Source organism: Janibacter sp. Y6 (assembly GCF_040900765.1).
Lineage (GTDB): Bacteria > Actinomycetota > Actinomycetes > Actinomycetales > Dermatophilaceae > Marihabitans > Marihabitans melonis.
On sequence record NZ_JAKLYZ010000001.1, the window covers coordinates 513,007 to 539,442 of the forward strand.

General features: G+C 67.4%; 23 protein-coding genes and 3 pseudogenes. 19 read left to right on the top strand and 7 right to left on the bottom strand.

Annotated features, from left to right (window positions below; translation table 11 throughout):
- Nucleotides 1-83: 83 nt before the first annotated feature.
- Nucleotides 84-506: pseudogene (locus tag L6241_RS02440) on the bottom strand (type IIL restriction-modification enzyme MmeI); the annotation flags it as partial.
- Here L6241_RS02440 and L6241_RS02445 point away from each other — a divergent pair.
- The 19 genes and pseudogenes from L6241_RS02445 (at nt 420) to L6241_RS02535 (ending at nt 21,234) form a co-directional block, all read left to right on the top strand.
- On the top strand, nt 420-890 hold the full coding sequence (locus L6241_RS02445; protein WP_368245139.1) for an ImmA/IrrE family metallo-endopeptidase: 471 nt from the start codon (nt 420-422) through the stop codon (nt 888-890). The pseudogene L6241_RS02440 and the gene L6241_RS02445 sit on opposite strands and share 87 nt — an antisense overlap.
- Entirely contained in the window at nt 887-1,345 is a 459-nt protein-coding gene (locus tag L6241_RS02450; protein WP_368244620.1) for a hypothetical protein, read from the top strand. Before L6241_RS02445 ends, L6241_RS02450 begins: the two co-directional genes overlap by 4 nt.
- Before the next feature lie 23 nt (nt 1,346-1,368).
- A pseudogene (locus L6241_RS02455) lies at nt 1,369-2,668 on the top strand (type IV secretory system conjugative DNA transfer family protein); the annotation flags it as partial.
- A gap of 78 nt (nt 2,669-2,746) precedes the next feature.
- A complete protein-coding gene (locus L6241_RS02460) occupies nt 2,747-3,805 on the top strand; it encodes an FHA domain-containing protein (protein ID WP_368245140.1) in 1,059 nt (352 codons plus the stop codon).
- 8 nt (nt 3,806-3,813) lie between these two features.
- Entirely contained in the window at nt 3,814-4,485 is a 672-nt protein-coding gene (locus tag L6241_RS02465; protein ID WP_368244621.1) for a VWA domain-containing protein, read from the top strand.
- Nucleotides 4,486-4,582: 97 nt separating this feature from the next.
- Nucleotides 4,583-5,830 carry a lipopolysaccharide kinase InaA family protein gene (locus L6241_RS02470; RefSeq protein ID WP_368244622.1) on the top strand — a complete coding sequence of 416 codons (1,248 nt, stop codon included), beginning with the start codon at nt 4,583-4,585 and terminating at the stop codon, nt 5,828-5,830.
- Nucleotides 5,827-9,072 carry a DEAD/DEAH box helicase gene (locus tag L6241_RS02475; RefSeq protein WP_368244624.1) on the top strand — a complete coding sequence of 1,082 codons (3,246 nt, stop codon included), beginning with the start codon at nt 5,827-5,829 and terminating at the stop codon, nt 9,070-9,072. Before L6241_RS02470 ends, L6241_RS02475 begins: the two co-directional genes overlap by 4 nt.
- Nucleotides 9,056-10,273 carry a hypothetical protein gene (locus L6241_RS02480; protein WP_368244625.1) on the top strand — a complete coding sequence of 406 codons (1,218 nt, stop codon included), beginning with the start codon at nt 9,056-9,058 and terminating at the stop codon, nt 10,271-10,273. The genes L6241_RS02475 and L6241_RS02480 overlap by 17 nt, the downstream gene beginning before the upstream one ends.
- Nucleotides 10,254-12,524: an AAA family ATPase gene (locus L6241_RS02485; protein ID WP_368244627.1), complete on the top strand. Its 2,271-nt coding sequence runs from the start codon at nt 10,254-10,256 to the stop codon at nt 12,522-12,524. The genes L6241_RS02480 and L6241_RS02485 overlap by 20 nt, the downstream gene beginning before the upstream one ends.
- A 155-nt stretch (nt 12,525-12,679) precedes the next feature.
- Nucleotides 12,680-14,563, top strand: coding sequence for a hypothetical protein (locus tag L6241_RS02490; RefSeq protein ID WP_368244629.1), 1,884 nt, complete (start codon nt 12,680-12,682; stop codon nt 14,561-14,563).
- A gap of 134 nt (nt 14,564-14,697) precedes the next feature.
- Nucleotides 14,698-15,111 (top strand): single-stranded DNA-binding protein, encoded by a 414-nt coding sequence (locus tag L6241_RS02495; RefSeq protein ID WP_368244631.1) that lies wholly within the window; start codon nt 14,698-14,700, stop codon nt 15,109-15,111.
- A 12-nt stretch (nt 15,112-15,123) separates the two neighbouring features.
- Nucleotides 15,124-15,660: a hypothetical protein gene (locus L6241_RS02500; RefSeq protein WP_368244632.1), complete on the top strand. Its 537-nt coding sequence runs from the start codon at nt 15,124-15,126 to the stop codon at nt 15,658-15,660.
- Between the two features lie 118 nt (nt 15,661-15,778).
- Nucleotides 15,779-16,078: a hypothetical protein gene (locus tag L6241_RS02505; protein ID WP_368244633.1), complete on the top strand. Its 300-nt coding sequence runs from the start codon at nt 15,779-15,781 to the stop codon at nt 16,076-16,078.
- Nucleotides 16,078-16,788, top strand: a complete 711-nt coding sequence (locus L6241_RS02510) for a hypothetical protein (protein ID WP_368244635.1) — start codon at nt 16,078-16,080, stop codon at nt 16,786-16,788. The genes L6241_RS02505 and L6241_RS02510 overlap by 1 nt, the downstream gene beginning before the upstream one ends.
- The gene (locus tag L6241_RS02515) at nt 16,785-17,246 is read left to right on the top strand and encodes a hypothetical protein (protein ID WP_368244637.1); all 462 of its coding nucleotides are present in this window, start codon (nt 16,785-16,787) and stop codon (nt 17,244-17,246) included. Before L6241_RS02510 ends, L6241_RS02515 begins: the two co-directional genes overlap by 4 nt.
- A gap of 128 nt (nt 17,247-17,374) precedes the next feature.
- On the top strand, nt 17,375-17,614 hold the full coding sequence (locus L6241_RS02520) for a helix-turn-helix transcriptional regulator (protein WP_368244638.1): 240 nt from the start codon (nt 17,375-17,377) through the stop codon (nt 17,612-17,614).
- Nucleotides 17,601-18,767, top strand: coding sequence for a tyrosine-type recombinase/integrase (locus L6241_RS02525; RefSeq protein WP_368244640.1), 1,167 nt, complete (start codon nt 17,601-17,603; stop codon nt 18,765-18,767). Before L6241_RS02520 ends, L6241_RS02525 begins: the two co-directional genes overlap by 14 nt.
- Before the next feature lie 240 nt (nt 18,768-19,007).
- Nucleotides 19,008-20,138, top strand: a pseudogene (locus tag L6241_RS02530) (DNA polymerase IV).
- Nucleotides 20,139-20,166: 28 nt separating this feature from the next.
- The gene (locus L6241_RS02535; protein ID WP_368244641.1) at nt 20,167-21,234 is read left to right on the top strand and encodes an LLM class flavin-dependent oxidoreductase; all 1,068 of its coding nucleotides are present in this window, start codon (nt 20,167-20,169) and stop codon (nt 21,232-21,234) included.
- Between the two features lie 32 nt (nt 21,235-21,266).
- Here L6241_RS02535 and L6241_RS02540 read toward each other — a convergent pair whose 3' ends face one another.
- The 6 genes from L6241_RS02540 to L6241_RS02565 form a co-directional block, all read right to left on the bottom strand.
- Nucleotides 21,267-22,019 (bottom strand): ZIP family metal transporter, encoded by a 753-nt coding sequence (locus tag L6241_RS02540; protein ID WP_368244642.1) that lies wholly within the window; start codon nt 22,017-22,019, stop codon nt 21,267-21,269.
- Nucleotides 22,019-23,098, bottom strand: coding sequence for a permease (locus L6241_RS02545; protein WP_368244643.1), 1,080 nt, complete (start codon nt 23,096-23,098; stop codon nt 22,019-22,021). The genes L6241_RS02540 and L6241_RS02545 overlap by 1 nt, the downstream gene beginning before the upstream one ends.
- A 12-nt stretch (nt 23,099-23,110) precedes the next feature.
- Complete coding sequence (locus tag L6241_RS02550) at nt 23,111-23,974, bottom strand: MOSC domain-containing protein (RefSeq protein ID WP_368244644.1); 864 nt, start codon at nt 23,972-23,974, stop codon at nt 23,111-23,113.
- A gap of 103 nt (nt 23,975-24,077) precedes the next feature.
- A complete protein-coding gene (locus L6241_RS02555) occupies nt 24,078-25,148 on the bottom strand; it encodes a WD40/YVTN/BNR-like repeat-containing protein (RefSeq protein ID WP_368244645.1) in 1,071 nt (356 codons plus the stop codon).
- A gap of 65 nt (nt 25,149-25,213) precedes the next feature.
- Nucleotides 25,214-25,573 (bottom strand): hypothetical protein, encoded by a 360-nt coding sequence (locus L6241_RS02560; RefSeq protein WP_148041620.1) that lies wholly within the window; start codon nt 25,571-25,573, stop codon nt 25,214-25,216.
- Between the two features lie 77 nt (nt 25,574-25,650).
- Nucleotides 25,651-26,427 (bottom strand): hypothetical protein, encoded by a 777-nt coding sequence (locus L6241_RS02565; RefSeq protein WP_368244647.1) that lies wholly within the window; start codon nt 26,425-26,427, stop codon nt 25,651-25,653.
- Between the last annotated feature and the right edge of the window lie 9 nt (nt 26,428-26,436).

The following is a 26,436-nucleotide window of genomic DNA, read 5'->3' on the forward strand; positions in this document are numbered from 1 at the left end:
CGTCGAGGTAGGCCAGAAGGAACCGGCGGCAGGGGAAGAGTGTGCCAGACGACACTGCTAGAGAACGACGGGCGCGACTCCAAGCGCCCGCCAACTGTCTTCTGCCAAGTAATGAACATAGACGATGACACGATCGCAAACAGGAATCCATCGCCGTCTGGCGCCGTGAACAATTTGATTGACGCGATTGTCGATGAGTCGAGCCGCGCCGCCGTTGCGAACGGGCGATTTTCGCTGAAGGTCTGCGGGATGCCGAGGTAGTGACCCACTGGTTGTCGACGCTCGCCGAACAGATGGGGTGTGGCGGCCAGTGCACGTGTGGCTGCACGACCGCTTTCGCTTCGCTTCTCCTTGACGCCCGCAACGCGTGCGCGCAACACAGGGCTCGCCGTAAGATCCCGCTTCTGAAATTCCGGTGTATCCATCCAAAGACACCAACGCTCTCGGTCCGCATGGACATGGACGAGGCGGCCCAAGTGAAGACGCTCGCCCACGAGCTCGGCCATGTTCTCCTCCACGCGCCACCGGAGACCGCCTTGTCGACCGAGTCCGCCGCCGACGCGACCTTGCACCGTGGGATCGCCGAGGTGGAAGCCGAATCAGTCGCGCTCATGGTCGGTGCCGCCCACGGGCTCGACACCTCCTCCTACACGGTGCCGTACGTGTCGACCTGGGCAGCGAGTGTCCCCGGCAAGAATCCTGTCGAGGTCGTCCAGTCAACCGCCGAACGCGTCCGCGCGACCGCGCTCGGCATCCTCGACAAGGTCGACACCCAGCAGGTCGGCGACGGCAACCCGCCTGGGCTCGACCGAGAAGCCCTCAGCCACCGCACGGGGACCGCTCCTGTCACCACCTCCGCACGCCGTGATGGGACGGTGCTCGGGCTATGAAGATCCCCGTCGTGCTGAGCGTCGTTCACGTCGCCATCGACGCCGATGGCGTGCTCGCGATCGACGTCGACGGTGTCCCGCGCGATTCCGAGCAGGGCAGGACCCGTGGCGACCTTCGCGCCGTGATCGACGAAATCACTTCAGACCTCGGCGCGCCTGTGCGCGTCGAGGTACATGAGGCCGACGGCTCGACCTTCACCGACGTCGCCACTCCCCCGACTCCGGCACCAGGGGCGGAGCAGCCACCCGCCCCGCTAACTCCGGCGCTCGCTGGTGCCGGGTTTCAGCCCGGCGAGGAGGTTGCGCTGGCCTACGTCGTCGTACGCCAGAACGCCGATGACAAAGGCAACGCGTCACTCAACCTCCCTCCCGCGCTGCTCGCCACCACCCGCGACGGGCTCGTGCTCCTCGGGATGAGCTCCATGACAGTCACCCCGTTCGAGGCGCCGGCGTGAACCCCGCAGTACGTGGCGCGAACGATGTCGGATACCTGATCGGGCGCAGTTGCGGCCGCGAGATCTGGGCCTCGGTCGAGGACTCGATCCTCGTGATCGGTCCACCACGTTCCGGCAAGGGACTCCACCTCGTCATCAACGCCATCCTCGACGCGCCTGGCGCCGTCGTCACCACATCCACGCGGCCAGACAACATCGCCGCCACCATCGACGCCCGGCGGGAACGCGGGCCTGTCGCCGTGTTCGACCCTCAACACCTCACGGTGGGACTGCCCACAGTGGAGGGCTGCGGCGTTCGTTGGTCACCGATCCGCGGCTGTGAACGCCCGCTGACATCGATGATCCGCGCGGCGGGTCTCGCGTCATCGACGGGACTGTCCTCCGGCGGCACGGAGTCCGGCGGCTTCTGGGAAGGCAAAGCCCGCTCCGCCCTTCAGGCGCTCCTCCACGCGGCCGCGCTCGAGAAGCTACCGACGCGGGCCCTCTTCGAGTGGTCACTGTCCGCTTCTGCCGCAACCGACGCCGTCGGCATCCTTGCCAGCCATCCGCAAGCCGCTGCGGGATGGTCGGACTCGCTCGAAGGCATGATCACCTCCGACCCCCGCACACGTGACTCCATCTGGATGGCCGTCGCCCAAGCCCTCTCCTGCCTCGCCGACCCTGCCGTGCTAGACGCCGTCAGCCCGGAGACCGGCGAGGCGTTCGACCCGCGCGACTTCCTCACCCAGAACGGCACGCTCTACCTTCTCGCCACGGGAGCCGGCGCGGGAGCCTCGTGGCCGCTCGTTGCCGCGTTCATGGAAGACCTGACCGAAGTCGCCCGCCACCTCGCCGCCGCATCACCCGGTTCGCGCCTGGACCCTCCCGTACTCATGGCGCTCGACGAGATCGGCAACCTCGCACCGCTCCCCACGCTTCCGGTCCTGATGGCCGAGGGCGGCGGCACGGGCATCACGCCCATGCCGGTCCTCCAGTCGCTGGCCCAGGCGCGCAACAAGTGGGGCGACCATGGGGCCAGCACCATCTGGGACGCGAGCATCGTCAAGGTCATCCTCGGAGGCGCGTCAGCCTCGAAGGACCTGCAGGAACTCTCGGTCCTCATCGGCGAGCGCGACGAGCGCTCCGACACTCTGAGCATCGGTGACTACGGCCAGCGCTCGCTGCAACGGTCGACTCGGCGCGTCGCGGTGATGCCACCAGAGCGCATACGAACCCTGCCGTTCGGCACCGGCCTCGTGCTCCTCCGGAGCGCACCCCCGATCGTCACATCGCTTCGCCGATGGACGTCCTGGGCCAAGCGTCAGGGCTGACACAGCCTCGGTCACCCCACTGCCGAAACGGCCTCACCCGCCTCCACCGTTTGCACCCCTCGTGTCGGAGGGCGTCCTTAGGATGAGCCGCATGCAGTCCTGGGGAACAGCGCCGCCGCCGAGCGTCATCATCGACCTCTCCCCCATCGTGCTGCTCAGGGGTGAGCCAAGGTGGGACTGGGTGGAGTCTGCGGTCAAGGCCTGGCGGGACCAACACGACCCGCGTGCCCGCTTCTACGGAGTTGCGGACAACAGCCTCTGGTACAAGCTCGACGAATCCGGAAAGCGAAAGCTGTCCGAATGGAAGCGCAAGCGAATGGCTCGTTCCGTGTCCTGGGCTGACCCCGAAGTTTTGGAACTCGCCACCCAATTTGAGAGCGCCGCCGTCATCACCACCGATCTCTTTCGAGACCATCGGCGCGAGTTCCCGTGGCTCCAAGGAACGGATCGCATTTGGAAGCCGGTACTTGCGGACGACTCCATGAGGTTTAAGCAACTCGACTACACCGCGATCGCACCAGAGGAAGTCTCCTGGCGGATCGAGGAGGCCGACCTCACTCCTAAGGGGTTCAAGAGTCCCGAGGCGCGCGACGCTCTCCGTTACGAATGGCGGTGCGCCAGCAGCGGCTGCGTCTGGGCTGGGAAAGCGGTGATCGAGGAGGACCCGGCCTTCCGCGAGGGGCAGGTCGTCTGCCCGGGCTGCTCCACGCCCGCAGTGAAGCTGGGACCCCGCGAGAGCACGAAGGAAATCGTGCTCCTCCTGGGTGAAGACGAGGTGGATCGACTCCCGCTCGCCGAGCGTGCGGTGCTAACCGTGGGTCGCGGTCGCGACGTCGGCAGGTACGACGTGCGCGAAGTCTTGGATGACCCCACAGCGAACAAAGTAAGCAGGGACCACCTCAGGCTGACCAACACCGGCGGTCGCATCTTCGTTGAAGAACTCGGATCCAAGAACGGCACGCGAATCGTCCGCGCGAACGGCGCAAGTGCACCACTGCAGGTGGGCGTCCAACAGGTCCTCGCACATGCCGAGCACCTATCGCTGGCCGGAGGAAGCCTGAACATCAGACTTTCAGGCAAGAAGCGCCCGCGCGGAACCTACGAGCCCGACTTGGCCACCCCGCCATTCCTCCGAGCTGAACGGAACTGAAAATGTCAATGCTTGACGACATCGAGCCCGTCCAGGCAAGAACCCTTCCGGTGATCCTCTTGGTGGACACCAGCGGAAGCATGCGTCAGGACGACAAGATCGATGTCCTGAACGACAGCGTCGCTGAAATGATCAAAGAACTGGCATCCGTCGACGCTGGGCACGGGTTCATAACCCTGACGCTCATCGCGTTTGGGGGCGAGTCGGCAGAGATTATCCAGCGGAATGTTCCGGTTGCAGACGTCGCGTTCACTCCCCTTGCAGCCCGCGGCAAGACGCCGATGGGCCATGCGTTCGAGCTGGCGCGCGAGCTCATCGAGGACCGGGACGAGATCTCATCGAAGGCTTACCGGCCGACCATCGCTCTGATATCGGACGGTCTCCCTGTTCCTGCGTTATCAGGGCAACTCGAGGCGCTTGTCGACAGTGAGCGCGGCTCAAAGTCGTCTCGCTTCGCCTTGGCGATTGGCGCCGACGCCGATCGAGACCTTCTCGGACGGTTTGCATCGGGAGGAGACGTGCGGGAAGCGAGCGAGGCCGCGGAGATCCGCAACTTCCTCCAGTGGGTAACGAACACGGTGGCGCAAGTGACCCTCTCGATCATGTCCGACGAGGGCGTGCAATCACTCGTCGCCACCGACGAGTCGATTGCACAACTGCGGCAAGACGATGCCTTCTGAGGCTCTGTCCGGAAGTCGTGTCAGAGACGACACCGGGATTGAGTACGTACTTGGCGACCAGATCGGGAAGCCCGGCGCTCAAGGGGTCGTCTACCGCGTGGAAGGGCAACTCGGCTTTGCCATCAAGCTGCTCAAACGCAGCGAGGACCTTGCGCGCATTGAGGAAGTTCGGCGCCTGCCGTTGGACGGCCTACAGCTGGCGGCACCGATCTCACTGATCCGCGAAGGCGGCTCTGGCTACCTCATGCCGCTGGCCGCGGACATGAACCCCCTCGCAGAGCCTTACCTTCCGCGTGAGTTCGGGCCGCGCGAGACCAGTGGAACTGATTGGTATCGCAGCACCGGCGGCCTTCGGCGTCGGCTAGCGCTGGCTGCAAATGTTGCCCAATGCTTGGCGGCCCTCCACGAGCGTGGCCTTGCGTACGTGGATCTCAATCCCAATAACGTCATGGTGTCCGATGACGTCAGCCGACAAGAGACGTGGCTCATCGACACCGACAACCTGACATCCAGAGCGAACCCCAAGTGGGACATCATCGGCTTCCCCGGGTACGCAGTCCCGGAGCGCGTTACCAGAAAGGCGCCGCCATCGACGCTCGCGGATGCCTACACGCTGGCGATTCTGACCTTTCGTTTGCTCGTGCTGCGCCACCCGCTGGAGGGTGTAGCCGCCGACACTTTGGACGGCGATGAGGCAGCCATGGCCATCAACTCCGGACGTCTCCCTTACGTTGCCGATCCTGGCGACGACTCGAATCGCCTGCCTCATCGAAGCCTGTCATCGAAGCTCTTCTCGGTCGCCCTAAGCGGGCGGATGCAGCAACTGGCCCTCACAACATTCGGCGAAGGCAGGCTCAACCCACTCGTGCGACCAGGCGCCGCCAGGTGGCGCGATGCGCTCTGGCTCGCCCACGACAACGTCGTCGAATGCACTGACGGGTGCGGCTGGACCTACTACCGACTACTAGCTCAGTGCCCCGCGTGCGGCCGTCAGTCGCCTCCCTCGATCCTGGCGACTGTATTTCCCGAATGGGGCGGAACGGATTGGGCGGGCATCACCCCGCAAGCGCGAGATTCGCTTGTGCTCTCACCATCTCGCTCTACTGGGATCACCGAACGACACCTCTGGGGCGGCTACGCGTCCGGAGATCAACTGGTAATGCTCAGCCCCGTGGCGAAGGGGTTCGAGGTGAACACCGCGGAAGGCATCACCGTCACAGATGGCGCTGGCAAGCGAGTCGCGGCAATCCCTTACCCGGAGCCCCAAAAGGAGTACCGCGTCCGCGTCGCGACGAGCGGACGACCGGCCCGCACCCTCCGAATCATTCGCGTCGATGCCGCATGAAAATAGACAATCTTGCGCGCTCCGACGAGCGCGCGATCAGCCTCGTTCCTCTTGGGAGCACATCTCTCCAGCCCGGCTCGCTCGTCAGCATCGATGTGACGCCGTTGCACGTCGTCGTGCGCCGAGGCCGGGAAGTTCTCCTCTGTGAGTTGCCCACCCTCCACCATGCCGACTGGCTTGCTGAGGTCACCGGCCGTGGCGCCTATCTCGCGGAGCTCCTCTCCGCGATGAATCCAACCGGGTCGACCTCAGGAGCGACCGACCTCAGGATTCTTCGCTTCGACGCCGTCGAGCAATGGTCAGAAGCGCGCGAAATCGGCGTCGACGATCGGGCGGTCTCTGACGTGAACCGCTACCGGCGACGCAACGATGCGTCGGCGGACGTCATCTCATGGCTGACCACCCAGCTAACGCTCGACTCCAACGATCCGGTCGCCGTCGTCGCCACCGGCGCCGGCGAAATTAGCAACTCCGGCTTCCGCTTGGTTGGGTCAGGAATCGTCGCCGACGTTGGCCTCGAAGAGGATCGTCTGGCGATCGTCCGAGTGACCGCGAAGCCACGGAACCGAACCCAGCGCCTGACGCTGGTCCGCGGCAGGATCGAGATCAAGGACCACACTCGAGTCGGGCTCGTGAGCGCCGAAGACAGAGCTGAGCTGAAGCGCTTGTCTGAGGCAGAGAACGCCTTCCTCGCCATCTGGAACGAGTACAGCCAGCTCGAGGAGAAAGCTGCTCGCGAGGTCGCTCAGGAGATCGGCTGGGCCGAGTACGACCGGTACCAGGTTCTGAGCGACGGCACGATTGAGTTCGACCTCGTTCAGAACAACCAGGTGATCACCCTATTGGAGCGGATCGGAAGCGACACTGTCGGTCTAGAGGCATCGCTCAGTCGTAGTTTCCTCAGGGACAACGTCCCGAACCGGACCCCCGACAGCCCACGCCCGATCAAGTCCGAGCGCGGCTTCGTCATCGGCGAAGCCCGAGCCACAGACCGTGGCACGTTGCTCCTCTCTCCCGAGCGCGAGATACGCAGAGGTGACATTCCCGCGAAAGGCGAGGTTTACGGCGTCTACACAACTGACTCAATCCGGATCAGCCGACGCGAAACCGCACAACGAGAAGTCGCACTGGCGAGAACGTCTCCTGCCCGCCAGCTATCACTGATCCTGGCCGGCAATCGTCCAGATCCCGTCGGCCGCGCCCAGCGCCACGAACCCCTTTCCGCTCGGTCCCGGGCGCTGCTCGGCGGCGAGCCGACGCCTGCTCAAATCGAAGCCATCGATCTGGCGATCAACTCGCAGGATCTGGTACTCATTCAAGGCCCGCCTGGGACAGGAAAGACGAGGGTCATCGCAGCGATCCAGGCTCGACTGGCCGAGATCAGCGCAGGCCACTTGGCCAGCAACAAGCGTGTTCTCTTCGCAAGCTACCAGCACGACGCGGTCGAAAACCTGATCCAAGCAGCGGACGACGGAGCTCTCCCCGCGGTAAAGGTCGGTGCTCGTCACCGAGGGACCGACGACGAGGCATACCTACAAGCATGGGCCTCGGACCTGCAGCAGCGGCTCGACGATCGATATGCGGGCGAACGCCCAAGCGAGCTACTTCAATTGTTGCGGCAGCTTCGCGAGCGGCTCGCTGCTTACCTCGCTCAGCCCTTCGATGTCCCGAGCACCGTCGATCTCCTGGATTGGCTCGCGAGCCAAACCCGCCTGACCGACAGCTCGGTGTCCGGCACGGCCAGGAGGCTCGCCAGGCGCGTTGAGCAGGACTTGGGCGGCGGAGGCTCATCTGCGGGGCATCGCAAGGTTGCTGCCTTGGCGCGCAGGCTCAGGACGCTGCCGGAGTCCTTTGATGACGATGGTCGAGAGCGTGCCCGTGACGCAGCCCTCAGCACAGAGATCCGCGGGCTCCTAGACGACCGGCAGCGAGAAATGCTCGACGATGCTGCGACCGGAGCCGACTCGTACACGGGATCGGCGTACATGGCAATCCTCAAGCGGGTGTTGCTCGACAAGGTGATGAACGCTCGCGCAGCGTCAAGCATCGTGGCAACGAGACCCGAGGTCGAGGCACTTCTGGATCGGGCGGTCAGCTCGATCGAGGCCGAGGTCCGAAAGTCGACGAGTGATGTCGACCTCGCCGTGGAAGACTACCGGGACGCGGTTGCGCACCAGCCCGGGGCTGTGCGCAGGTCGCTGCAGTTGCACTCACGGGCCCTTGCCGCAACGTGCCAGCAGGCTGCATCAGGAGCGATGCGCGACACGCACCGGGGCTTCTTCGACACCGTCATCCTCGACGAAGCAGCGAGGGCAAACCCGCTTGATCTCATGATTCCAATGAGTCTGGCCACGAATCGCATCATCCTCGTCGGCGACCACCGCCAGTTGCCTCAACTCCTTGACGACAACCTTCTCCCCCAGCTCTCCACCCGTCACGCAAGCGACGTCGTCGAACAAACGTTGCGACAGTCGATGTTTGAGCGTCTCTTCACGACCCTGCAGGTGCTCGGACGAACCGACGGTCACAAGCGCGTCATCACGCTCGACCGGCAGTTTCGAACCCATCCAACGCTGGGGCGCTTTATCAGCGAGCAGTTCTACGAGCCTTACGGCGAGCACGTTGAGAACGGAATCAACGACCCCGCCCTGTTCCGTCACGGCCTCCCAAGGTACGGAGACTCCGCTTGCGGATGGCTGGACGTGCCGCACGAGGCCGGCGGAGAACGCCGAGCAGGTACGAGCATCTCTCGGCCGTCGGAGGCAGAAGTAGTCGTTCGCGAACTTGCTGATGCTCTACGGGAATCAGACGAGCTCACCTTCGGAGTCATCACCTTCTACACCGGCCAGGTCGAAGAGATCTGGCATCGCATGGCTGCCAGCGGGTTGGCAGTCAGGAACAGCCAGGACCAGTGGGTCATCAACCCGGCCCTGCACTGGCTCCACACAGCACGCGGGCTCCCGAGGGTTCGTATCGGCACGGTCGACGCGTTCCAGGGGCGTGAGTTCGACGTCGTGTATCTCTCGACAACCCGGTCAAGCCGGCCAGGCGTCCGCAAGGCGAATCCCTACGGGTTCCTCGTTCTGCCCAATCGCTTGAACGTTGCCATGACCCGGCAGAAGCGACTACTGATCGCAGTCGGGGACGTCGCGCACATGACCTCCCACGCAGGTCGCGCCGCCGTGCCGGCACTGGCCGCCTTCTACGACATGACAGGGGGCGCCGATGGCTTTCGACGCTAACCAGAGTCTGCCGCCCTACCTCCTCGGGGCTTGGTCGTGGAAGGTTCGACACGCACTCGTCACACCAGCGACAAGGTGGCGAGTCTTCATCGAGGACCAAGAGCCCGTCGAACACGACATCATCCTCAACACGGTCCTACGTATCCGACAGGCGGGTGAGACCGACCCCTCGAGGATCGCCGACTTATTGCAACTTCCAGAACCGCTGATCCGGTACCTGCTCGCGACAGCGAATCAGGAGCGGCTCGATGCCTCCCGCTCGGGTAAGAGCGTCGTGGCACTGCGGTCCACGGTGGGCTGGGTGTATCGCGACGCAGCAACGGGAGAGCTCTGGCCGCAACCTGGCGAGCAGATGGAGGCCCTTGAGATTCGCTTCTCCGGGTCGTTCAGGGGACGGTTCGAATCGGGAACCGCGGGTCGCAGAACGTCTATCGACGCCTTGCTGCTGGACACCCATGAAACGGGAGACCTCGAGCCGACCGCTGTCGAGTTGGCTCGATTTAGCCGATCCGACGACGCCCGGATGCGGACCGCCGTCATCAGCTCGGGCGAACCGTGTCTGGTCGTAAGCCCGGTGACCAAGGATCAAAGCGGCCTCGCAGTGCTGACAACGCAGGACGCGCCCCATCTGAGTCTCGGTCGTCTGCTGAATACAGCAGTCGATCAGCACGAGTCGGTTGCGAAGTGGGCAAAGACGGTTCCCATGGCCACCCTCGAAGTGAGGAAGTCGCCCCTAGAGCTGTCACTCGACGAACTCGCCGAGACACTCGAGCACCTCCGCGTCGGGGAGTTTCGGACGCTCGCCACCCCACATCTCACCGCTCTCATCGACCTCGCATTGGGTCGATGGGTCGATCAGTACCGCCATCACGCTGGACTGGCAGCCGCGGACGCTCTCCTGTCCAACGATGACTGTCGAACCGTCAGCGAGAACTACGGGCTCGGCGCCAACGTCGCGGTTCGCTGGGCGTCGGCACCGAGGTCCGACTCGCGCCGCAAGGTCCTTGAGCTACTAGCCGCTCGCCTGCGGTCGACCGATCCACGCATACGCGACCTTTCTGTCGTGGCTGCTCGTTACGATTCGATCGTTGTCAATGGTTCCCCGCCGCAGGAGTTGGTGGAGCTAGCCAGACAGATGGCGCACCTAGGGCAACTCCTGCTGAGCGAGGAAGGAAGCACTCATGGCCAAGCAGAAGGCTAGACATGGTGGGACTCCTCCGCGTGGTTCGGCGGGGAGCCAGGAAGCCGATATTCGAAAGGTGACCGAGGTTGAAGAGGGCCTCGCCAACCTGCCCACGGTTCCTGAAGACGTCGCCGCTGAGGTAGCGCCGGCCGGACCCGTAGTCGCCGCGATCAACCCCACGCGGCTGAAGAACTTGTATGACCAAGTCAGGCAGCATGGGGAGAACTACAAGCGCGCTCGAGAGAAGCTTTTGGGCTTGGAAGCGGAGCTCAAGACCAAGCGGACGGAACTCGGTGACCAGGAAGCGCTCCTCGCCGCTCGCGAAGCCGAACTTGCTGCCGCCGAAAAGGACGTAGAAGCAAAGCGACTGGCCGCGAAGGCCGGGTTCGTTGACGATCTCAGGGCTACGACCAGAGAGGTCTCCGAGAAGATCGACGCGATGCTCATCGACGCCGCGACATGGGGGGCGGAGAGCAAGGCCAGAGCTCTCGAGGCGAGCGCAGTGGAGCGCGACCGCCTCACTGCGGAGCGGACGCAGCTCGATGCGGACTGGGCGTCGCTCCGAAAGCGCGAGGCCGAGGTGCGGACCCTAGAGGCAGAGATCACCTCGACGACGGAGTTCCTGAAGGCCAAGGAAGCCGCTCTTGACTCTCAGGTTCAACGGCGGGTCGAGCTCGAGATCGCGGGCGTTCGGGACGAGCTCGCCGACGCGACAGCGCGACTTGAGGCAGAAGCGGAGCGCGTCGCGAAAAAGGATGCCGAGAATCGTGAGCTTCGGAACCAGTTAGCCCGCTTCGGGGGCGACCCGGAGGGGTTGCAGAACCGTATCGAGCAGCTGTCCGAGGAACTGCGGGCCAAGAACGACGAACTGTCACGCCGGCCCCCGGCAGACCAGATAGCGGAGTTGCGGAGCAAGGCACAGCGGGTCGCTGACGCTGAGAACGAAGCCACGCATTGGCGCAGCCGCTACGACCAACTCGACAATCAGCTCCGCCACTACCTGGTCAACGTCGGCGAGCTTGAGATCCTCAGGGACGAACGGGACGCTCTTGCGGCCCAGCGCGAGACGCTACGCCAGGCCATCGCCCAGCAAAAGACTGATTGGGAGGAGCTCCAGGCGAAGGAGAGCTCAACTCGCCCATTCCCGGCGTGCTCCGACTACGACGATGATCCCAACCTCGCCCGTGAGGTTAGTGCGCGCGACTTCGACACCTTGGCCGACCTGGTGGACGAGCTGCGCAACCGAATGGCAACGAACCCGACAACGAGCTTCTACTACTCCGAGGCAGACGTCCGCCTTTTCCTCGCGGGCCTTGCCGCGAGTCGGCTACACCTGCTCCAGGGGATCTCGGGAACAGGAAAGACAAGCCTGCCTCGCGAATTCTTCAAGGCGCTCGCCGGCGAAGACGCTGTGCAGATTGTCGAGGTCCAGGCTGGATGGCGCGATAAGGACGATCTGTTCGGGTACTACAACGCGTTCGAGAAGCGCTTCGCAGAGAGCGAATTTACCAAGGCCCTCTACCGAGCCCTGCTGCCCGCAAACGCCCATCGTCCGATGGTGATCGTCCTGGACGAGATGAATCTCGCGCATCCCGAGCAGTATTTCAGTGTGATGTTGTCCCTTCTGGAGAACGCGACCACAGAAGGCGGTCACCTCGACCTGCTGACCAGCGAGATCCCAAACCTGCCCAACCTGTTCGAGGGCTCACGCCTCCCGCTGGCTCGGAACGTCTGGTTCGTGGGAACTGCCAACCACGACGAGACGACGGTTGCCTTTGCCGACAAGACTTACGACCGAGCCCACGTTCAAGTTCTCCCGTCGACCTACGTTCCGTTCCAGGCATCCAATCCCGGCAGAGCAAGTGGCCCCGTGTCATTTAAGGCGCTCGAGCAGGCATTCATCACTGCAGGGCGCGACTACGCGCAGGATGCACGGAAGGTAAAGGACTTCCTCCGGACGAGACTGCGTGAGGAGTTCGAGAAGTTCGGAGTGGGCTGGGGTAACCGGCTCGAACGGCAGATCGACTCGTTCGTACCGGTCGTCCTGGATGCCGGTGGCGATCTGACCGAGGCGGCCGATCACCTGGTGGCCACCAAGCTTGTCCGCAAACTTGAGAACCGCTTCGGCGTGCGCCCGGAGGACTTGGACGCACTCGCGGAGAGTATCGAAATCCAATGGCTGGACCTGGACTCCTCCCACAATCCCAGCAAGACGCTTGAGGCCCTCCGCACTGAGTCCAAGAAGCTTCGTGGTGGATTCGGATCGTGAGTTCCGAGCACGACCGTCTCTCCGGGATGCGGAGCACACGGCGTCCGGGTTGGACCGGCCGATGGGCATCGGGCGCTTCGCACCTACTTGACCCAGTTACGGGGAGTGAGTCGCGGGATCTAGCCACCTCGGAGGACATCGATGCGATTGCCTCTTTGCGGCAAACGCTGGAGGAGGCGGCAGCGACAGGGTCATGGAAGCAATTCGTCGGGGCACCCCTCCTCGCCGGCCACGACGAGGACACACTGCGGCTGGAGCAGAGGGAGCGACTCCTTTCTGAGAAGCTTCCGTCAATCGCACACATCACCGAGCGGTTCATCACACGCCTCGGCGAACGAGCTGAACTCCTGCCGGTCGCTCGGGTGAAGCGTCCCGCGAGAAGGGCGCTCGAGCGACTTGCCGCCCACACTGAGGATTGGGCGGGCAGGACTCTTTCCGGGCCGGTACCGCGGCGTGCCCTCGCTGTAACCAGGGATGAGGACGCGAATCTTTACGAGAACCGAATGGTCGCGGAGTTAGTTCATCCGATCCTGTCATCTGCACTTCTCGCGCGCATTCGGAAGCTTCGACGACTGGTCTCTGACCTTGCGGAACTGAACCCGGCCCAGCACGTAGGCACTTACCAGCGGACCGAGCGGCTCTATTCGTTCTGGGGCGACGATGCCGAAAAGGCCGCCGAGTCCCATGTGCAAGCGGCGGCCACATTGGAAGCGCTTGAGAAGCTTGCGGCGTGGATCCAAGCCTTGCGCGGAAGCGCCCTCTTGCTCTTGCTCAAGGGAAAGTCGACGGGACAGCGCAGTCTGCGGCGAACGAACGTGATCATCAACGATCGGCACTACCGCGCCTCGGGCGAGGTATGGACGGCGTTCGAGCGGCCGGAGATGGCCGTTGAATCGGCTGAGGACAAGCAGGAGCGGCTTGTCGGCAGGCTCGAGGCCTTCGATCTCTACGTGCTTGGCCTCGTGGTCCGCGCGCTGAATGATCTCGGCTACAGACCCGCCACGGATTCCCTTCCGGGACCTGGGGAAAGCGTCGCGTTGGTCGGATCTTGGGGACAAGCTGATCTCTTTCGAGGGCAAGACGGTGTCCTCACACTGATGTGCCTCGAATCGAGCACACGCATCGTCCCGCTCATCGACGTCCTGGGACCGGACGATGATCACGAGGCGCTCGGTGAGCGTTGGGGCGAATTGGAGGCGGCAGCTCAAGCCCCAACGCTGGTCGTCTACCTCGCCGGAGCCGCCGCCATCCGTAACAACCCGGACCACGGACTTGCCGCAGCGATGTCCTCCGCTCGGGATGACGCTCTCGTTTCGCGAGGCGCCTTGGTTGGTGTGCCAGCGTCCCCGCTGGAGACCACCAGCCTCGAACGTGTAGCCCGAGGTGTCTCCTCGGCCCTGCGCATCCCTCCCCTCATCGCATACCCGCCGGAGATCGTCGCGAGCGATGGGCCGCTGCCCGCTCGGATTGTGGACCATCTCGTATCTGCTGACATCGGCCAGCGCAACCTGTCACCACTGTTCGCTCGGGAGGATGGACTGCGACTTCGGCGTCCGCTCACGCCAACCGAGCAAACTAGCCTCGATGCAGTCGTTGCCGACCTATCAGCAGGCGTTCGAGGGTCTGACTGGCAGCGCGACTTCGGCAAGTACATCTCCGGTCTGAAGGCCTCATTCGAGCGTGCGGCTGCGTCCGTACTTCTGCTCCTGACTTGTCCAGTCTGCTCCGAGCAGGCGGGGGCCGGGAGCGTCCAACGCGAAGGGGATGTCTTCAAGATCAAGTGCCTCAATTGCGGAACTCGATGGGGGCACGAGCGCTGCGGGAACTGTCAGGCACGCATCCCCATCATCGAGCCTGACCAACGCCTGCTGAACCCTGAGATCACCGGTCCGGGATGGGTGGAGCGCATCTATGGACAAGATGCGCTGTCCTCACCATGTTGGGCGCGAACCGCTGCCAACCGCTACATCTGCCCGGAGTGTCGCGTGTGCCCGCTCGCGAATGAGGCCCGCGGCTCAGGGTGCTCGCGCTGCCACTGACTCGCGTTCGGCACCGAGGCTCGGCGTACGCCGTCGACAAGCGGGACATGCCGCCGGGTCGATGGCAATTCCTGCGCACCTAGTTGCTGAGAGCTTGCGCTCCCTCGGGCGCAACCAGACAGCTAGGAGTACGCATGTCCATCCCTACCCAGATGAGCCTGGTCGGGTTCATCGCCTCCGCACCCGAACTGCACTTCACCAAGTCCGGCGCCGAGTGCTGCCGCATGCGCGTCAGCATCAAGCAGTGGCGGAAGGAGGTCGACGGCAGCTTCAGGAAGCTCGACCCGACCTTTCACGACATGGTCGCCTTCGAGAGCACCGCCCGCGAGACGTACGCCCGCTTCCGCAAGGGCGACTCCTTCGTAGCCAGTGGCTACGTCCACGAGTACGAGGTCGACGGCCGCGAGGGCAGCGTCATCAAGGAGGAGTTCGTCGCCCGGAAGATCGGCCACAACGCCAACAAGACCGACTACGTCGTCCAGCGCGGACGCCACGCCGCCGACCGGCCGCTGACCGCTGTACCGCAACCACCCGCCGTCGGTCTCTGACCGGGCGTTGCGATGAGTCCGTTCCCGGACGAGCCCGACGACGCTGATGCCTGGCGCAGCGTGACCGACCTACTCGAGCGCCCACCGGCTCCGATCAATTGGAACCTGCTCGACGCCGAGCAGGCCGAGATCGAGTGGCGGGATCTCGACCATTGGGTGAAGTGGCTCAAGAGCACGTTCGGCCTTCCGCCCAACATCGTGCCGCCGTACTGGCACCGCCACGACGAGCTCGTCTGGGAACTCTCAGCCCTCCACTGCCACTGGCTCAGCTGCTACCACGAGTCGGCATCACCGTCGGCTCCGATCGCATGGATGCGCGAGTTCTCCGATGCTCGCTACCGCCTGCGCGATTGGGTCTCGATCTGCGGTACGCGGCTCGATCGCGACCGGCCGACAAGGCAGACGACGTGGCCCGGCGAGTCAGCGCCACCGGTAGGCACCGAGGTCGAGATCCGGAATCGCGACGAAGACTTCGCGGCGTTCGTCCGAGACGACGTGCTCCGCAGGCGCCGCATCGCGGCGATCGCCAATCAGAAGCTCATCGGCTGAGTCCAGGAGCCCGCCATGGCCAGCTCGTGCTCGGACTCATCCACAGAACGCCAAGCAAGCGAACGCCGGCCACCTCGGCCCGCTCAGAGTCGGTATCCGACCCACGGAAGGAGGGACGATGCTTCTCCCCCACGCACAGACGCTCGCTCAAGCGAGGTCCTACGTAGCGGCCCTCGCCGACCGAGCGCTGACGCTCGATGCCTCCTCCGCGTACGAGCGCGCGCTACTCGAACTCGACCGGGTGCACGGCGACGAATGCCCGGCACTCGACGCCGAGGACCTCGCCGACGACCGAGACATCCTGCTCGCCGTCGCGAGCAATGCCATCGAAGAGCTCGAGAGCTACGGCATCGACCCGCTGTCGGTTGAGCTGATCCTCGCGATGCTCGTCGACGCACACGATCTTGACATCGGCTGATGTACGGCGAGAACGGCGCACAGATGCGCACGGAGCTGGCTGCGCTGCTTCGCCAGCACCGCATCATGCGCCGACTCGCTGAGGACTCATCCGTTGAGCGCGCCGCGGCCGGCCAGCAGATCCTGCGTTTCCGGCAGACCGTTCTCGTCTGGTGCGCGCAGGCCATAGGAGTGGCGCGACCTCTCACGTTCCCCAATGTTCCGCAGAAGCCGGCCGACCCCTTCCGTGCGGCAAGCGACCATGGCGCGGCGGTGGCTGAGCTGGCTCGGGCCTTGGAGGCGGCTCCCGATCAGGCGACGACACTGCCTGCGTCGAGCCAAGAGTTCACGACCCCCAGCGCGAACTCCGTCATCGAGCACTGGCGACTCGCAGCTCGCGCCGCAGCGCTCGCGGAGCACGACACCGCGCCCGACCAGGCGATCCACCTGACCGCAGCACAGGCGCGAACGATCGCAGGCGACGTCGCGGCGATCAGTCAGGCTCTCGTCGTACTGGACCGCCGGTATCAAAACACCCCCGGATGGGAGCTCCCCTCGCCGGGTGCGATCGGCTCGGCTGGGCGGCGCTCGCCACAGCCTTGGACGTCAGCCTTGGGCAGCCTGACTACAGCGTCGACCAAACAGGCTGGCGCCAACGGACCAAGCCCATCGGAGGCCCAGCCAAGCCGGGAGTGCTCGGCGTACTCCAAGCCGAGCACAACCTGCTCGTGAGGCTGGCGTCCTTCCCCGACGCGATGAACCTGCGCCTGGTCGTCGACTCTCAGCGATTGCTCAGCGCTGGCCTTGCGCCGTACGCCGAACGGATCGACCCTGACCTCGCTGGGCAATGGAGGGCGCGCGCCGAGACCTATTCACGCATCCAGCGAGAGCTGCGCAACATCGGAGGGCGGCTCGGCAACGGCAAGGCCGCCGCGGGCGAGGCCGCGAACGCCGTCAGCCGACTTAAGGCTCTACCTCACGAGACCGTTGTCGAACCGAGGATGCTCGGCGGCTTCCAGACACTGTTCCGTCGACTCGACTCGCGCATCACCGAGATCCTCGAATCCGGAGTCGAGCGCGGAGCCTTCGTCCAGCGCGTGACGGTCCCTCGGCTCGTAAGCGGCGACGGGCGCTTGGGTCCATCCGGTCCGCGAACGCTTCGTGCCCGTCGCACGCGCAGCCGATCTTGAGGTCATCCGGACCGCCCGGGAGCACCTGCGACCTCCGGAAGAGCCCTCCGTCTCGTCAGCGGGAACGAGCCGGGCGGACCTCCTCGCCGCCCTCATCCACCGTCCGCCCGCGAAGGGAGCTCAGTCCGATGTCCCAGGTCTCTAACGCGAGGGGCGGCGTCCCCAAGGCGCGGCAGAAGATGGAGCGACTTCTCTCCGCCGACGAAGTGGCCGAGTTCCTCGGCATCCCTGTCGCCACGCTCTACCAGTGGCGGCACAAGGGCTGTGGCCCAGACGCGTATCGCGTCGGGCGGCATCTCCGCTACGACCCGGCGACTGTCCGCGAGTGGCTGGAGGAGCATCTGGCGGTGGATCGTGGCGTGGGTTGAGCGACGGGAGCGCACAGCGACCAACGGGAAGCGGACCGTTACCTACCGGGTCCGCTGGCGGGAGACCGATGGCCGAGCCCGCGCCAAGACCTTCCGGAGGAAGGTCGAGGCGGATCGCTTCGCCGCCATGGTGTCCGCAGACATCGTCCGGGGCCACTACATCGACCCCGACGCCGGCAAGGTGCGTTTCGACGACTACGCCGCACAGTGGCTGGCGGCGCAGACCTTCGAAGAGGGAACCGTCGAGATGGTCGAACTCCGCTTTCGACTTCACGTCATGCCTCATCTCGGAAGTCGCAACCTCGCCGACATTCAGCCATCGACGATTCAGGGATGGCTCCGCACCCTCACCGGCCTTTTGGGGAACTACCAGAAGGTCATGTACGCCAACGTGTCCTCGGTGTTCACGGCCGCCGTCGACGACGGCCTGATCCCCAAGAATCCGTGCAAGGCGCCATCAGTCCGGCGACCGAAATCAGATCCGCGCAAGCTGAAGCCCTGGACGCGCGAGCAGGCCATGGCGGTACGCGATCAGCTGCCGGACCAGTTCAAGCTCGTTGTCGATCTCGGGATCGGGCTCGGGCTTCGGCAGGGCGAGATCTTCGGGCTCTCGTTGGACGACATCGACCTCAACACTGGTGAGATCGAGATCAAGCGCCAGGAGAAGCTGCTCGGGAGCAATCGCCAACTGTTCGGTCTGCCAAAGGGGCGCAAGATCCGCACCGTGCCCCTCCCCGACCGTGTCCTCGAGCTCATCAACGACCATGTCACGCGCTACCCGCCGCGCTCGGTGACGCTCCCCTGGGACAAGAGCGAGGGGCCGGAACGGACCTTTGACCTGATCCTGTACTCGCGGGAGTCGCGTGCACTCAACCGCAACTACTTCAACCCGAAGATCTGGCGTCCAGCGCTACGCGCAGCGGGCCTGGAGGCAAAGCGCGAGAACGGCTGTCACGCTCTGCGACACTTCTACGCGAGTACGCTCTTGGATGCGGGTGAGTCGATCCTCGCGCTGAGCGAGTACCTCGGGCACGCGGACCCCGGCTTCACCCTGAGGACCTACACACATCTGATGCCGTCGTCGACTGAGCGCACGAAGGCGGCCATCGACGCGATGCTGAGCGTACCGAGTGCACCCCATGAGCCCTCGTAGGAGCTGTTTCCGCAGGTCAGCGCGCTGAGGTACTCACTACTACGACATCTGAGCAGTGCTGACGAAGGCCCGGTCCCCGTTGGGGGTGCCGGGCCTTCGTCGTGCTCCGGCGAGGGCGCACCGGGCGCTTCCCCCTTCGCCGAGGTATGGCGATCGGTCGAGATCCAGACCGTCTGGCGACCGATCTCCATACCTCGCGAGAGGGGGTGGGGCCGGGGTACTCCGGGCACACTGACACCCATGGCGCGCTGGGTGCTCCACGTCGACCTCGACCAGTTCATCGCGGCCGTCGAGGTGCTGCGGCGCCCGGAGCTCGCAGGGCTGCCGGTCGTCGTCGGCGGGCGAGGTGACCCGAGCGAGCGGGCCGTGGTCTCGACCGCGTCGTACGAGGCACGGGAGTTCGGCATCCGCTCGGGCATGCCGCTGAAGATCGCCGTCCGTCGCTGCCCGCAGGCCGTCTTCCTCCCCGTCGACGCACCCGCCTACGACGCCGCGTCCGCCGTCGTCATGGAGACCTTGCGCGCCCAGCCAGGTGCGACGGTGCAGGTCCTCGGGTGGGACGAGGCCTTCGTCGGGATCGAGACGAAGGGGGATGACGTCGAGGGGGACGAGGCAGCGGCCGTCGCGTAAGCCCAGGCGATCCGCGCGGCCGTGCTCGAGGCCACCCAGCTGCACTGCTCGGTCGGCGTGGGTGACACGACGGTCCGCGCGAAGATCGCCACCGACCTCGGCAAACCGCGCGGCGTCTTCCTCCTCACCCGCAGCAACTGGTCGCAGGTCATGGGGGCCCGCCCCACGACCGCCCTGTGGGGCGTCGGCAGCCGGATCGGCTCTCGCCTGGCGACCCACGGCTACGAGACCGTCGACCAGCTCGCCGCAGCCGACGACGCGGTGCTCGCCGGCGAGTTCGGACCCCGGATGGGCCCGCACTACGGGCGGCTCGGTCGCGGCGAAGGACCTGACGTCGTCGACGACACCCCGTGGGTCCCCCGCGCCCACGGGCGCGAGACGACCTACCAGCACGACCTCACCGACCCCGCCGAGGTCGAGGCCGCCCTGCACACCCTCGCCGAGCAGGTCGTCGAGGACATCCGCGCCGAGGGCCGAGCGTGCCAGCGCGTGCATCTCAAGGTGCGCTTCGCCCCCTTCTTCACGACGACGCGCATCCGCACCCTGCCCGAGGCGACGGACGACCCCTTCGTCATCGCCCGGACAGCGACCGAGCTCCTCCGCGCGCTCGACGACGACCGCCCCATCCGGCTCCTCGGCGTGCGAGCCGAGATGGTGCCGCCCGAGGGCGGCTACGAGAGGCCCCGGACGACCGGTCGGGGTGGCCCCGCCGCCGCCGACCCGGCGCCCGGCGAGGAATGAGCGGGGCCCCGCCACCGTTCTGGCCGCCATGACTGAGACGAGCGAGACGGGGTCCGGGCTGCAGCTCGGCATCGACACCTTCGGCGACGTGACGCAGGACGCGCAGGGGCGCACCGAGAGCTACCCGGAGGTGATCCGGCACGTCGTCGAGCAGGGCGTCCTCGCCGACCGGGTGGGGCTGGACTTCTTCGGCGTCGGCGAGCACCACCGACCCGACTACGCCATCTCGGCCCCTGACGTCGTCCTCGCCGGTCTGGCCACCGCCACCGAGCACATCCGTCTCGGCACCGCCGTCACCGTGCTCAGCTCGGACGACCCGATCCGCGTCTTCCAGCGCTTCGCCACCCTCGACGCCATCTCGAGCGGGCGGGCCGAGGTCATCCTCGGGCGGGGGTCCTTCACCGAGTCCTTCCCTCTCTTCGGTCACGACCTGCGCCAGTACGACGAGCTATTCAGCGACAAGCTCGACCTCTTCACCCGGCTGCTCGAGGAGACTCCGGTGACCTGGCAGGGCTCGACCCGACCGCCGCTCGTCGACCAGGAGGTCTTCCCCCGCACCGCCGCCGGGCTCACCGCGTGGATCGCCGTCGGCGGCTCCCCCGAGTCGGTCGTGCGGGCCGCGCGCTACCGCCTGCCCCTCATGCTCGCCGTCATCGGTGGCGACGCCGAGCGCTTCGCCCCCTTCGTCCAGCTCTACCACCAGGCCAACGCCCAGCTCGGCAACCCGGCGCTGCCCGTCGGTCTGCACTCCCCCGGCCACGTCGCCGACACCGACGAGCAGGCGCGCGACGAGCTGCGCGAGCACTGGACGAAGAACCGCGACACGATCGGCGCCGAGCGCGGGTGGCCGCCCGCCCAGCCGGGAGACTTCGAGCGCGAGGTCGAGCACGGCGCCCTCTACGTCGGCTCCCCCGAGACGGTGGCCCAGAAGATCGCCCGGACGGTGCGCCTGCTCGGCGTCCAGCGCTTCGACCTGAAGTACTCGCACGGCCGCCTGCCGCACGAGCACATGATGCGCTCGATCGAGCTCCTCGGCACGAGCGTCGCGCCCCGTGTCCGTGAGCTGCTCACGCAGGAGAAGAGCGCCGGCGCCTGAGCCGAGACCCGGCTCCCCTCACCGCCCTCGTCTCAGCCGGCCCGGCCGATGACGAAGGCGGTGAGGAAGCCGAGCGTCGCGATGAGCCCCGCGTACATGTGCGTGCGCTCGAAGGCCTCGGGGATCATCGTGTCGGCGACCATCGTGAGGATGGCGCCGGCGGCGAGCGCGGTGATCGCGGCGACGACCTCGGGCGAGGCACCCTGGAGCAGCAGGCACCCAAGCAGCCCGGCGAGGCCGCTCGCGACGGCCACCCCGCCCCACACCCCGAAGACGTAGCGCGCCGAGCGCCCGCTGCGCTTCATGCCCGCCGCGCTCGACAGGCCCTCGGGCAGGTTGGAGATGAAGATCGCGGCGAGCACCGGCACCCCGACACCGCCTCCGCCGAGCAGCGACAGGCCAAGGACGACCGACTCCGGGATGCCGTCGAGGAGCGCGCCGACGGCGATCGCCGACCCGCTGCCCTCCTGCTCGTCCTCCCCGGGCTGCTCGTCGCCCGCGCGCTTGCGGTGCCGCGCGCCGCGCCGGGCGAGCGCGATGTTGGCCAGGAGGTAGAGGACCGCGCCGGTGAGGAAGCCGATGACGGTGGGCAGCAGGCCACCGGTCGTCTCGGCCTCGTCGACGAGGTCGAAGGACAACGCCGAGATGAGCACCCCGGCACCGAAGGCCATGACCGAGGCGACGACCCGACGGGGGACGTCGACGAACCACGCGACGAGCGCACCGACGACGAGCGCACCCCCCGCGATGAGACCCCACAGCCCGGCCTGCGCCCAGATCGGCATCACAGCACCGCGATGACGGCCCCGGCTGCGACCCCCGAGGCGACGGTGAGCCCGGCCACCGCGGCGGTCACCCGCCAGGTGAGCGCGCGACCGACCATGGCGAGCGAGGGCAGGCTGACCGAGGGCAGGAGCAGGAGCGCGAGACCGAGGACCCATGGGCTCGCGCCGGCCGCGGCCAGAGCGAGGAGCACGGGGATCTCGCCGGCCGTCGGGATGACGACGAGCAGCGCGACGACGGCGAGCGCGACGAGCGCGAGCGGACCGGCGCCGAGGTCGAGATCGGCCGGGGCGAGGTGGGCGCCCGCGCCGACGAGGGCCACGAGCAGCAGGTACTCGGGCACGAGCGTGATCGACAGCCGCCCGAGGCTGCGCGCGAAGCGGGTGACCGGACCACCGGGGCGGTCGTCCTCCCCCTTCGCCTCCTCGACGAGAACCGAAGGGGGCGTGACCCGCCCGGGCAGCAGACGGCCGGCCAATACCGCCGCGCCGACGACGAGGGCGAGCCCGACGAGCAGCCGGGCCGCGACCCACTGCCACGGGCCGACGAGCGCGAGGAAGACGAGGACGGCCGGGTTGAGCACCGGGTTGCCGAGCCAGTAGGCGACGACGGAGGGGGCGGGCACCCCGCTGCGGCGCAGGGAGACCGCGACCGGCGCGGCGCAGCAGGTGCACATCATGCTCGGCAGGGACAGCGCGCCGGCGAGCAGACCGCTCGACGTCGTCGAGCGCCGGGTGAGCAGACGCTGCACCCAGCGCCGCGGCACGAGCGCGTCGATGCCGGCAGCGAGGACGAGCCCGACGAGCAGCGCCTTCCACACCGCCTGGGTGTAGGCGACGGTGAAGTCCCACGCGCCCGTCCACACCGACGGCGCGTCGCGTGCGACGTCGAGCGGGCTGCTGCCCGACCACGCGCCGGTGCCGACGAGACCGTCGATCTTGTGCGCGTAGGGCCACCACTTCGCCCAGCTGAGGCCGATGGCGACGACGACGAGGACGACCGCGGTCGAGACGACCGCACGTCGTGAGGGTCGCAGACCGCCCGGGCCACCCAGCTCGAGATCGGCGGGACCGGTGCTCATGCGCGTGCCTCTTCAGACGGTGGTGGGGGCCTGGTCCAGCGTAGGCGTCGGTCGTGCAGTCACTGCACGCACGGGGTCCCCCACCCGGACCTCGCCCGTCGCGAGCGGCACGAGGCGCACGCCGAACCACAGCGCTCCGTCCCACCGCCGGCGGGCGGCGAGCGTCCGCAGCGGCTCCGGGCCGGTGCGCAGGGAGACCGGGTCGACACCCGTGACGACGCACCGGTCGCACAGCGCGCTCACCCGGTGGTCCACGTCGCCGATGCGCACCCGCGACCAGCCGTCCTCGGCGAAGGGGGCGTCGCCGTCGACGACGACGTTGGGCCGGAAGCGCTCCATGACGAGATGCTCGGCGCGTCGCTCGCCGCGCTCGTCGGCGGTCTCGTCGACCCACTCCTGGAGCTGCTCGAGCGAGCGCTGGGTCGTCAGCACGAGCGGGGAGGACCAAGCCAGGGTGATCGAGTCCTGCGGCTGCCCGCCGCGCTCGGCCGGGATGCCCCGGTCGGCCGGGTCGGGCTGCCACACGAGGCGAAGGGGGCGCCCCACCCGCCGGGTGAGCCAGGCGTCCACTTCTGGGTCGGCCGGGACGGCGTGCGCACCGACCGCGCCGCCGATCGGCCGGGCGGTGTCGCCACGGGGTGGGTGGACCCGGCGGCTCTGCTCGGCGTGGCGCACGAGCACGCCGCCTCCGGCGAGGTGCTCGGAGCTGAGCGCGAGGAGGCGGGGGTCCATGAGCGCTGTGACCTTGTGGCCGCTCTCGTCGACCAGCCCCCACCGTCGGTCCCCCGCGAGCCCCCACGGCTCGACGGCGGCCGAGGTCACGGCCTGCCCGGCGAGGGACTTCACCGGGTAGAGACGGATGTCGGTCACGCGCATGGGGTCATCATCGCCTGGGCCCGGGTCGGTGGTCTCGAGGCTCGGGCCCGGGGGCCCTCGCACCTCGACCAGCTAGCGCCCGTGAGGTGCGAGGAGCGGCGGGTCACCAGCGGCCGACGCGACCGCCTCCGCCGGCGGCCCAGCAGGTGCCGCGCTCGCAGTCGAGGGTGTGCCAGGCGGTGGGGTCGACGAGACGCCAGGTGCGGCCGCCGTCGTCGCTCGCGCTGGTGCCGCCGACGCCCCCGCCCTCGCCAACCGCGAGCAGGCGGTGGCGCGAGAGCCACTCGACGTCCTCGCCGAAGTGAGGCAGGTCGCCCGCCGTGCGCCACGTGCGCCCGTCGCGCGTCACCGAGCTCGCCCGCGAGCCGTCCGCCGGGTCGGAGAAGTCGCCGCCGACGGCGACGCCCTGCCGCGGGGTGCGCAGCGCGAGGGCGAAGACCCCCGCGGCCTCGCCGGCGGGGATGCCGGAGCTGCTCGTCCGCCACGTCGTGCCGAGGTCGTCGGAGCGGAAGACCCGCGATCGCTCTCCCCCCGACCCGAAGACGGCGGTGCGTCCCGACATCGTCAGGCAGTCGCCGCTGGCCGCGAAGTTGGCCTCACCGGTCGAGTCCGGCATCCCGCGTGACGGCAGCACCCGCCAGCTCGCCCCGCCGTCCGTCGTGCGGATGATCCGGAAGCGCCCGTCGACCGGGTCGCTCACCCCGAGCCCGACCCGACCGCCCGGCGCGAAGGCGATGCAGTTGTAGAAGGCGGCCTCCTCGCGGTTGCGGAAGGTCTCGCGCCAGGTCTGCCCACCGTCGGTCGTGCGGTAGATGCGCGACGCATCCCCGGGGCCGATGGCGAGCACCGACGCGGTCCGCGCGTCACGCGCCTCGACGTCGCGGAAGGCCAGACCCTGCGACCCCGGAGGGCGCACGTCCTGCCACGTCCGGCCGGCATCGGTGGTCCGGTAGACCGAGCCAGCCCCCCCGTCGCTGACGCTCCCGCCGGTGACCCACGCGGTCCGCCCGTCGACCGCGTCCAGCCCGCGGAAGCTCTGGTCGGTGTCGACGACCTGGGTCTGCCACCCCTTCGCGCCCGGCGGCGAAGGGGGACCGCCCGGCGACGCGGTCGCGGCGGTCGTGATCCCGAGGGCCAGGACGAGGGCGGACGCAGCGGCGGCGAGGTGGCGCATGCGCCGACCTTCCTCCTGCGGGCAAGACCTGTCCACCGGAGCCCGGCGTGCCTGCCGGCGGCGGGTCAGGCCACGTCGTGCGGCAGCAGCTCGGCGCCCGGCTCGTCGCTCTCGGCGATCGGCTCCTGCCCGTCGCGTCGGAGCACGTGCGCGCCGATGAGCGAGATGCCGACGCCGTCCGGGTCGTCCCGCCGGGCGAGGTGGAGGTTGGCGCAGTAGCCGTGGCGCACGACGAGCTTCGTCGCGGTCACCCAGCCGACCCCTTCGCGGATGATGAGCACGTGACGTCCGGCGGGGATGTCGTACGTCACCGAGCTCTCGCCGTCGAAGCGGCCGAGCTCGACGTCGCCGAGCATGATCTGCGCCCCGCGCAGGTGCTCCGGGTCGATGTCACCGGTCGAGATCCGGATGGCTGCGTCGCTCACCTGCATCACCACACCTTTCGTCGTGTCCCTCGATCATCCTCCGCCGGTGTCAGCAGCGGTAGTGGACGCGCCCGACCTCAGAAGTCGAAGCCACCGCCGAAATCCCCGCCACCGAAGTCGCCACCGCCGAAGTCGCCGCCCCCACCGCTGGCGTCGTACCCGGCGTCCGCGGAGCCTGCGTCGCCACCGGCATCACCGCCGGCGTCCCCACCGGCGTCACCGGACCCGCCGTCGTCGGGCAGGGCGCCCTCGCCGCCACCCTCGGACCCCAGGCCCTCGCCGCTGTCGCCGGCCTCCTGCGCCTCGGGCGAGTCGCCGTAGCCGTCGAAGATCGCGCTAGCGATCATCGAGCCGACGACGACACCGGCCACGGTGCCGAGCATCGACCCCGCGAAGCCGCCGCCCATGACGCCCCCACGCCCGCCACGGCCCATGCCGCCGAGGCTCGACTGGAGGTAGCCGGGCTGGCGCATCTCGGCGCGCGTCGCGGCCCGCGCCATGTCACGCGGGTCGTCCGAGCGCGGCGCCTCGCCCTGCGGCAGGTCCTGCGAGAGCTGGGCGAGGACCTGCTGGCGCTGCTCCGGGGTGAGCTGCGCGAAGGCCTCGGCGTGCGTCTGCTCGATGGTCTCGGGCGGGGCCGTGCGCAGGAGGTAGCGGTAGCGGGCGAGCGCCTGCTCGTCGCTCACCTGCTGTCCCTGGGCCGGCTGGCCGGGCGCGTACCCCGGAGCGGGCTGGCCGTACCCCTGCTGGCCGTACCCCTGCTGCTCGTACCCCTGCTGCCCGAAGCCTCCCGACGCCTGCTGGTGCTGCTGCGTCTGGTCGGACCGTCCGAAGAGCTTGTCGAGGAAACCCATGGTGACTCC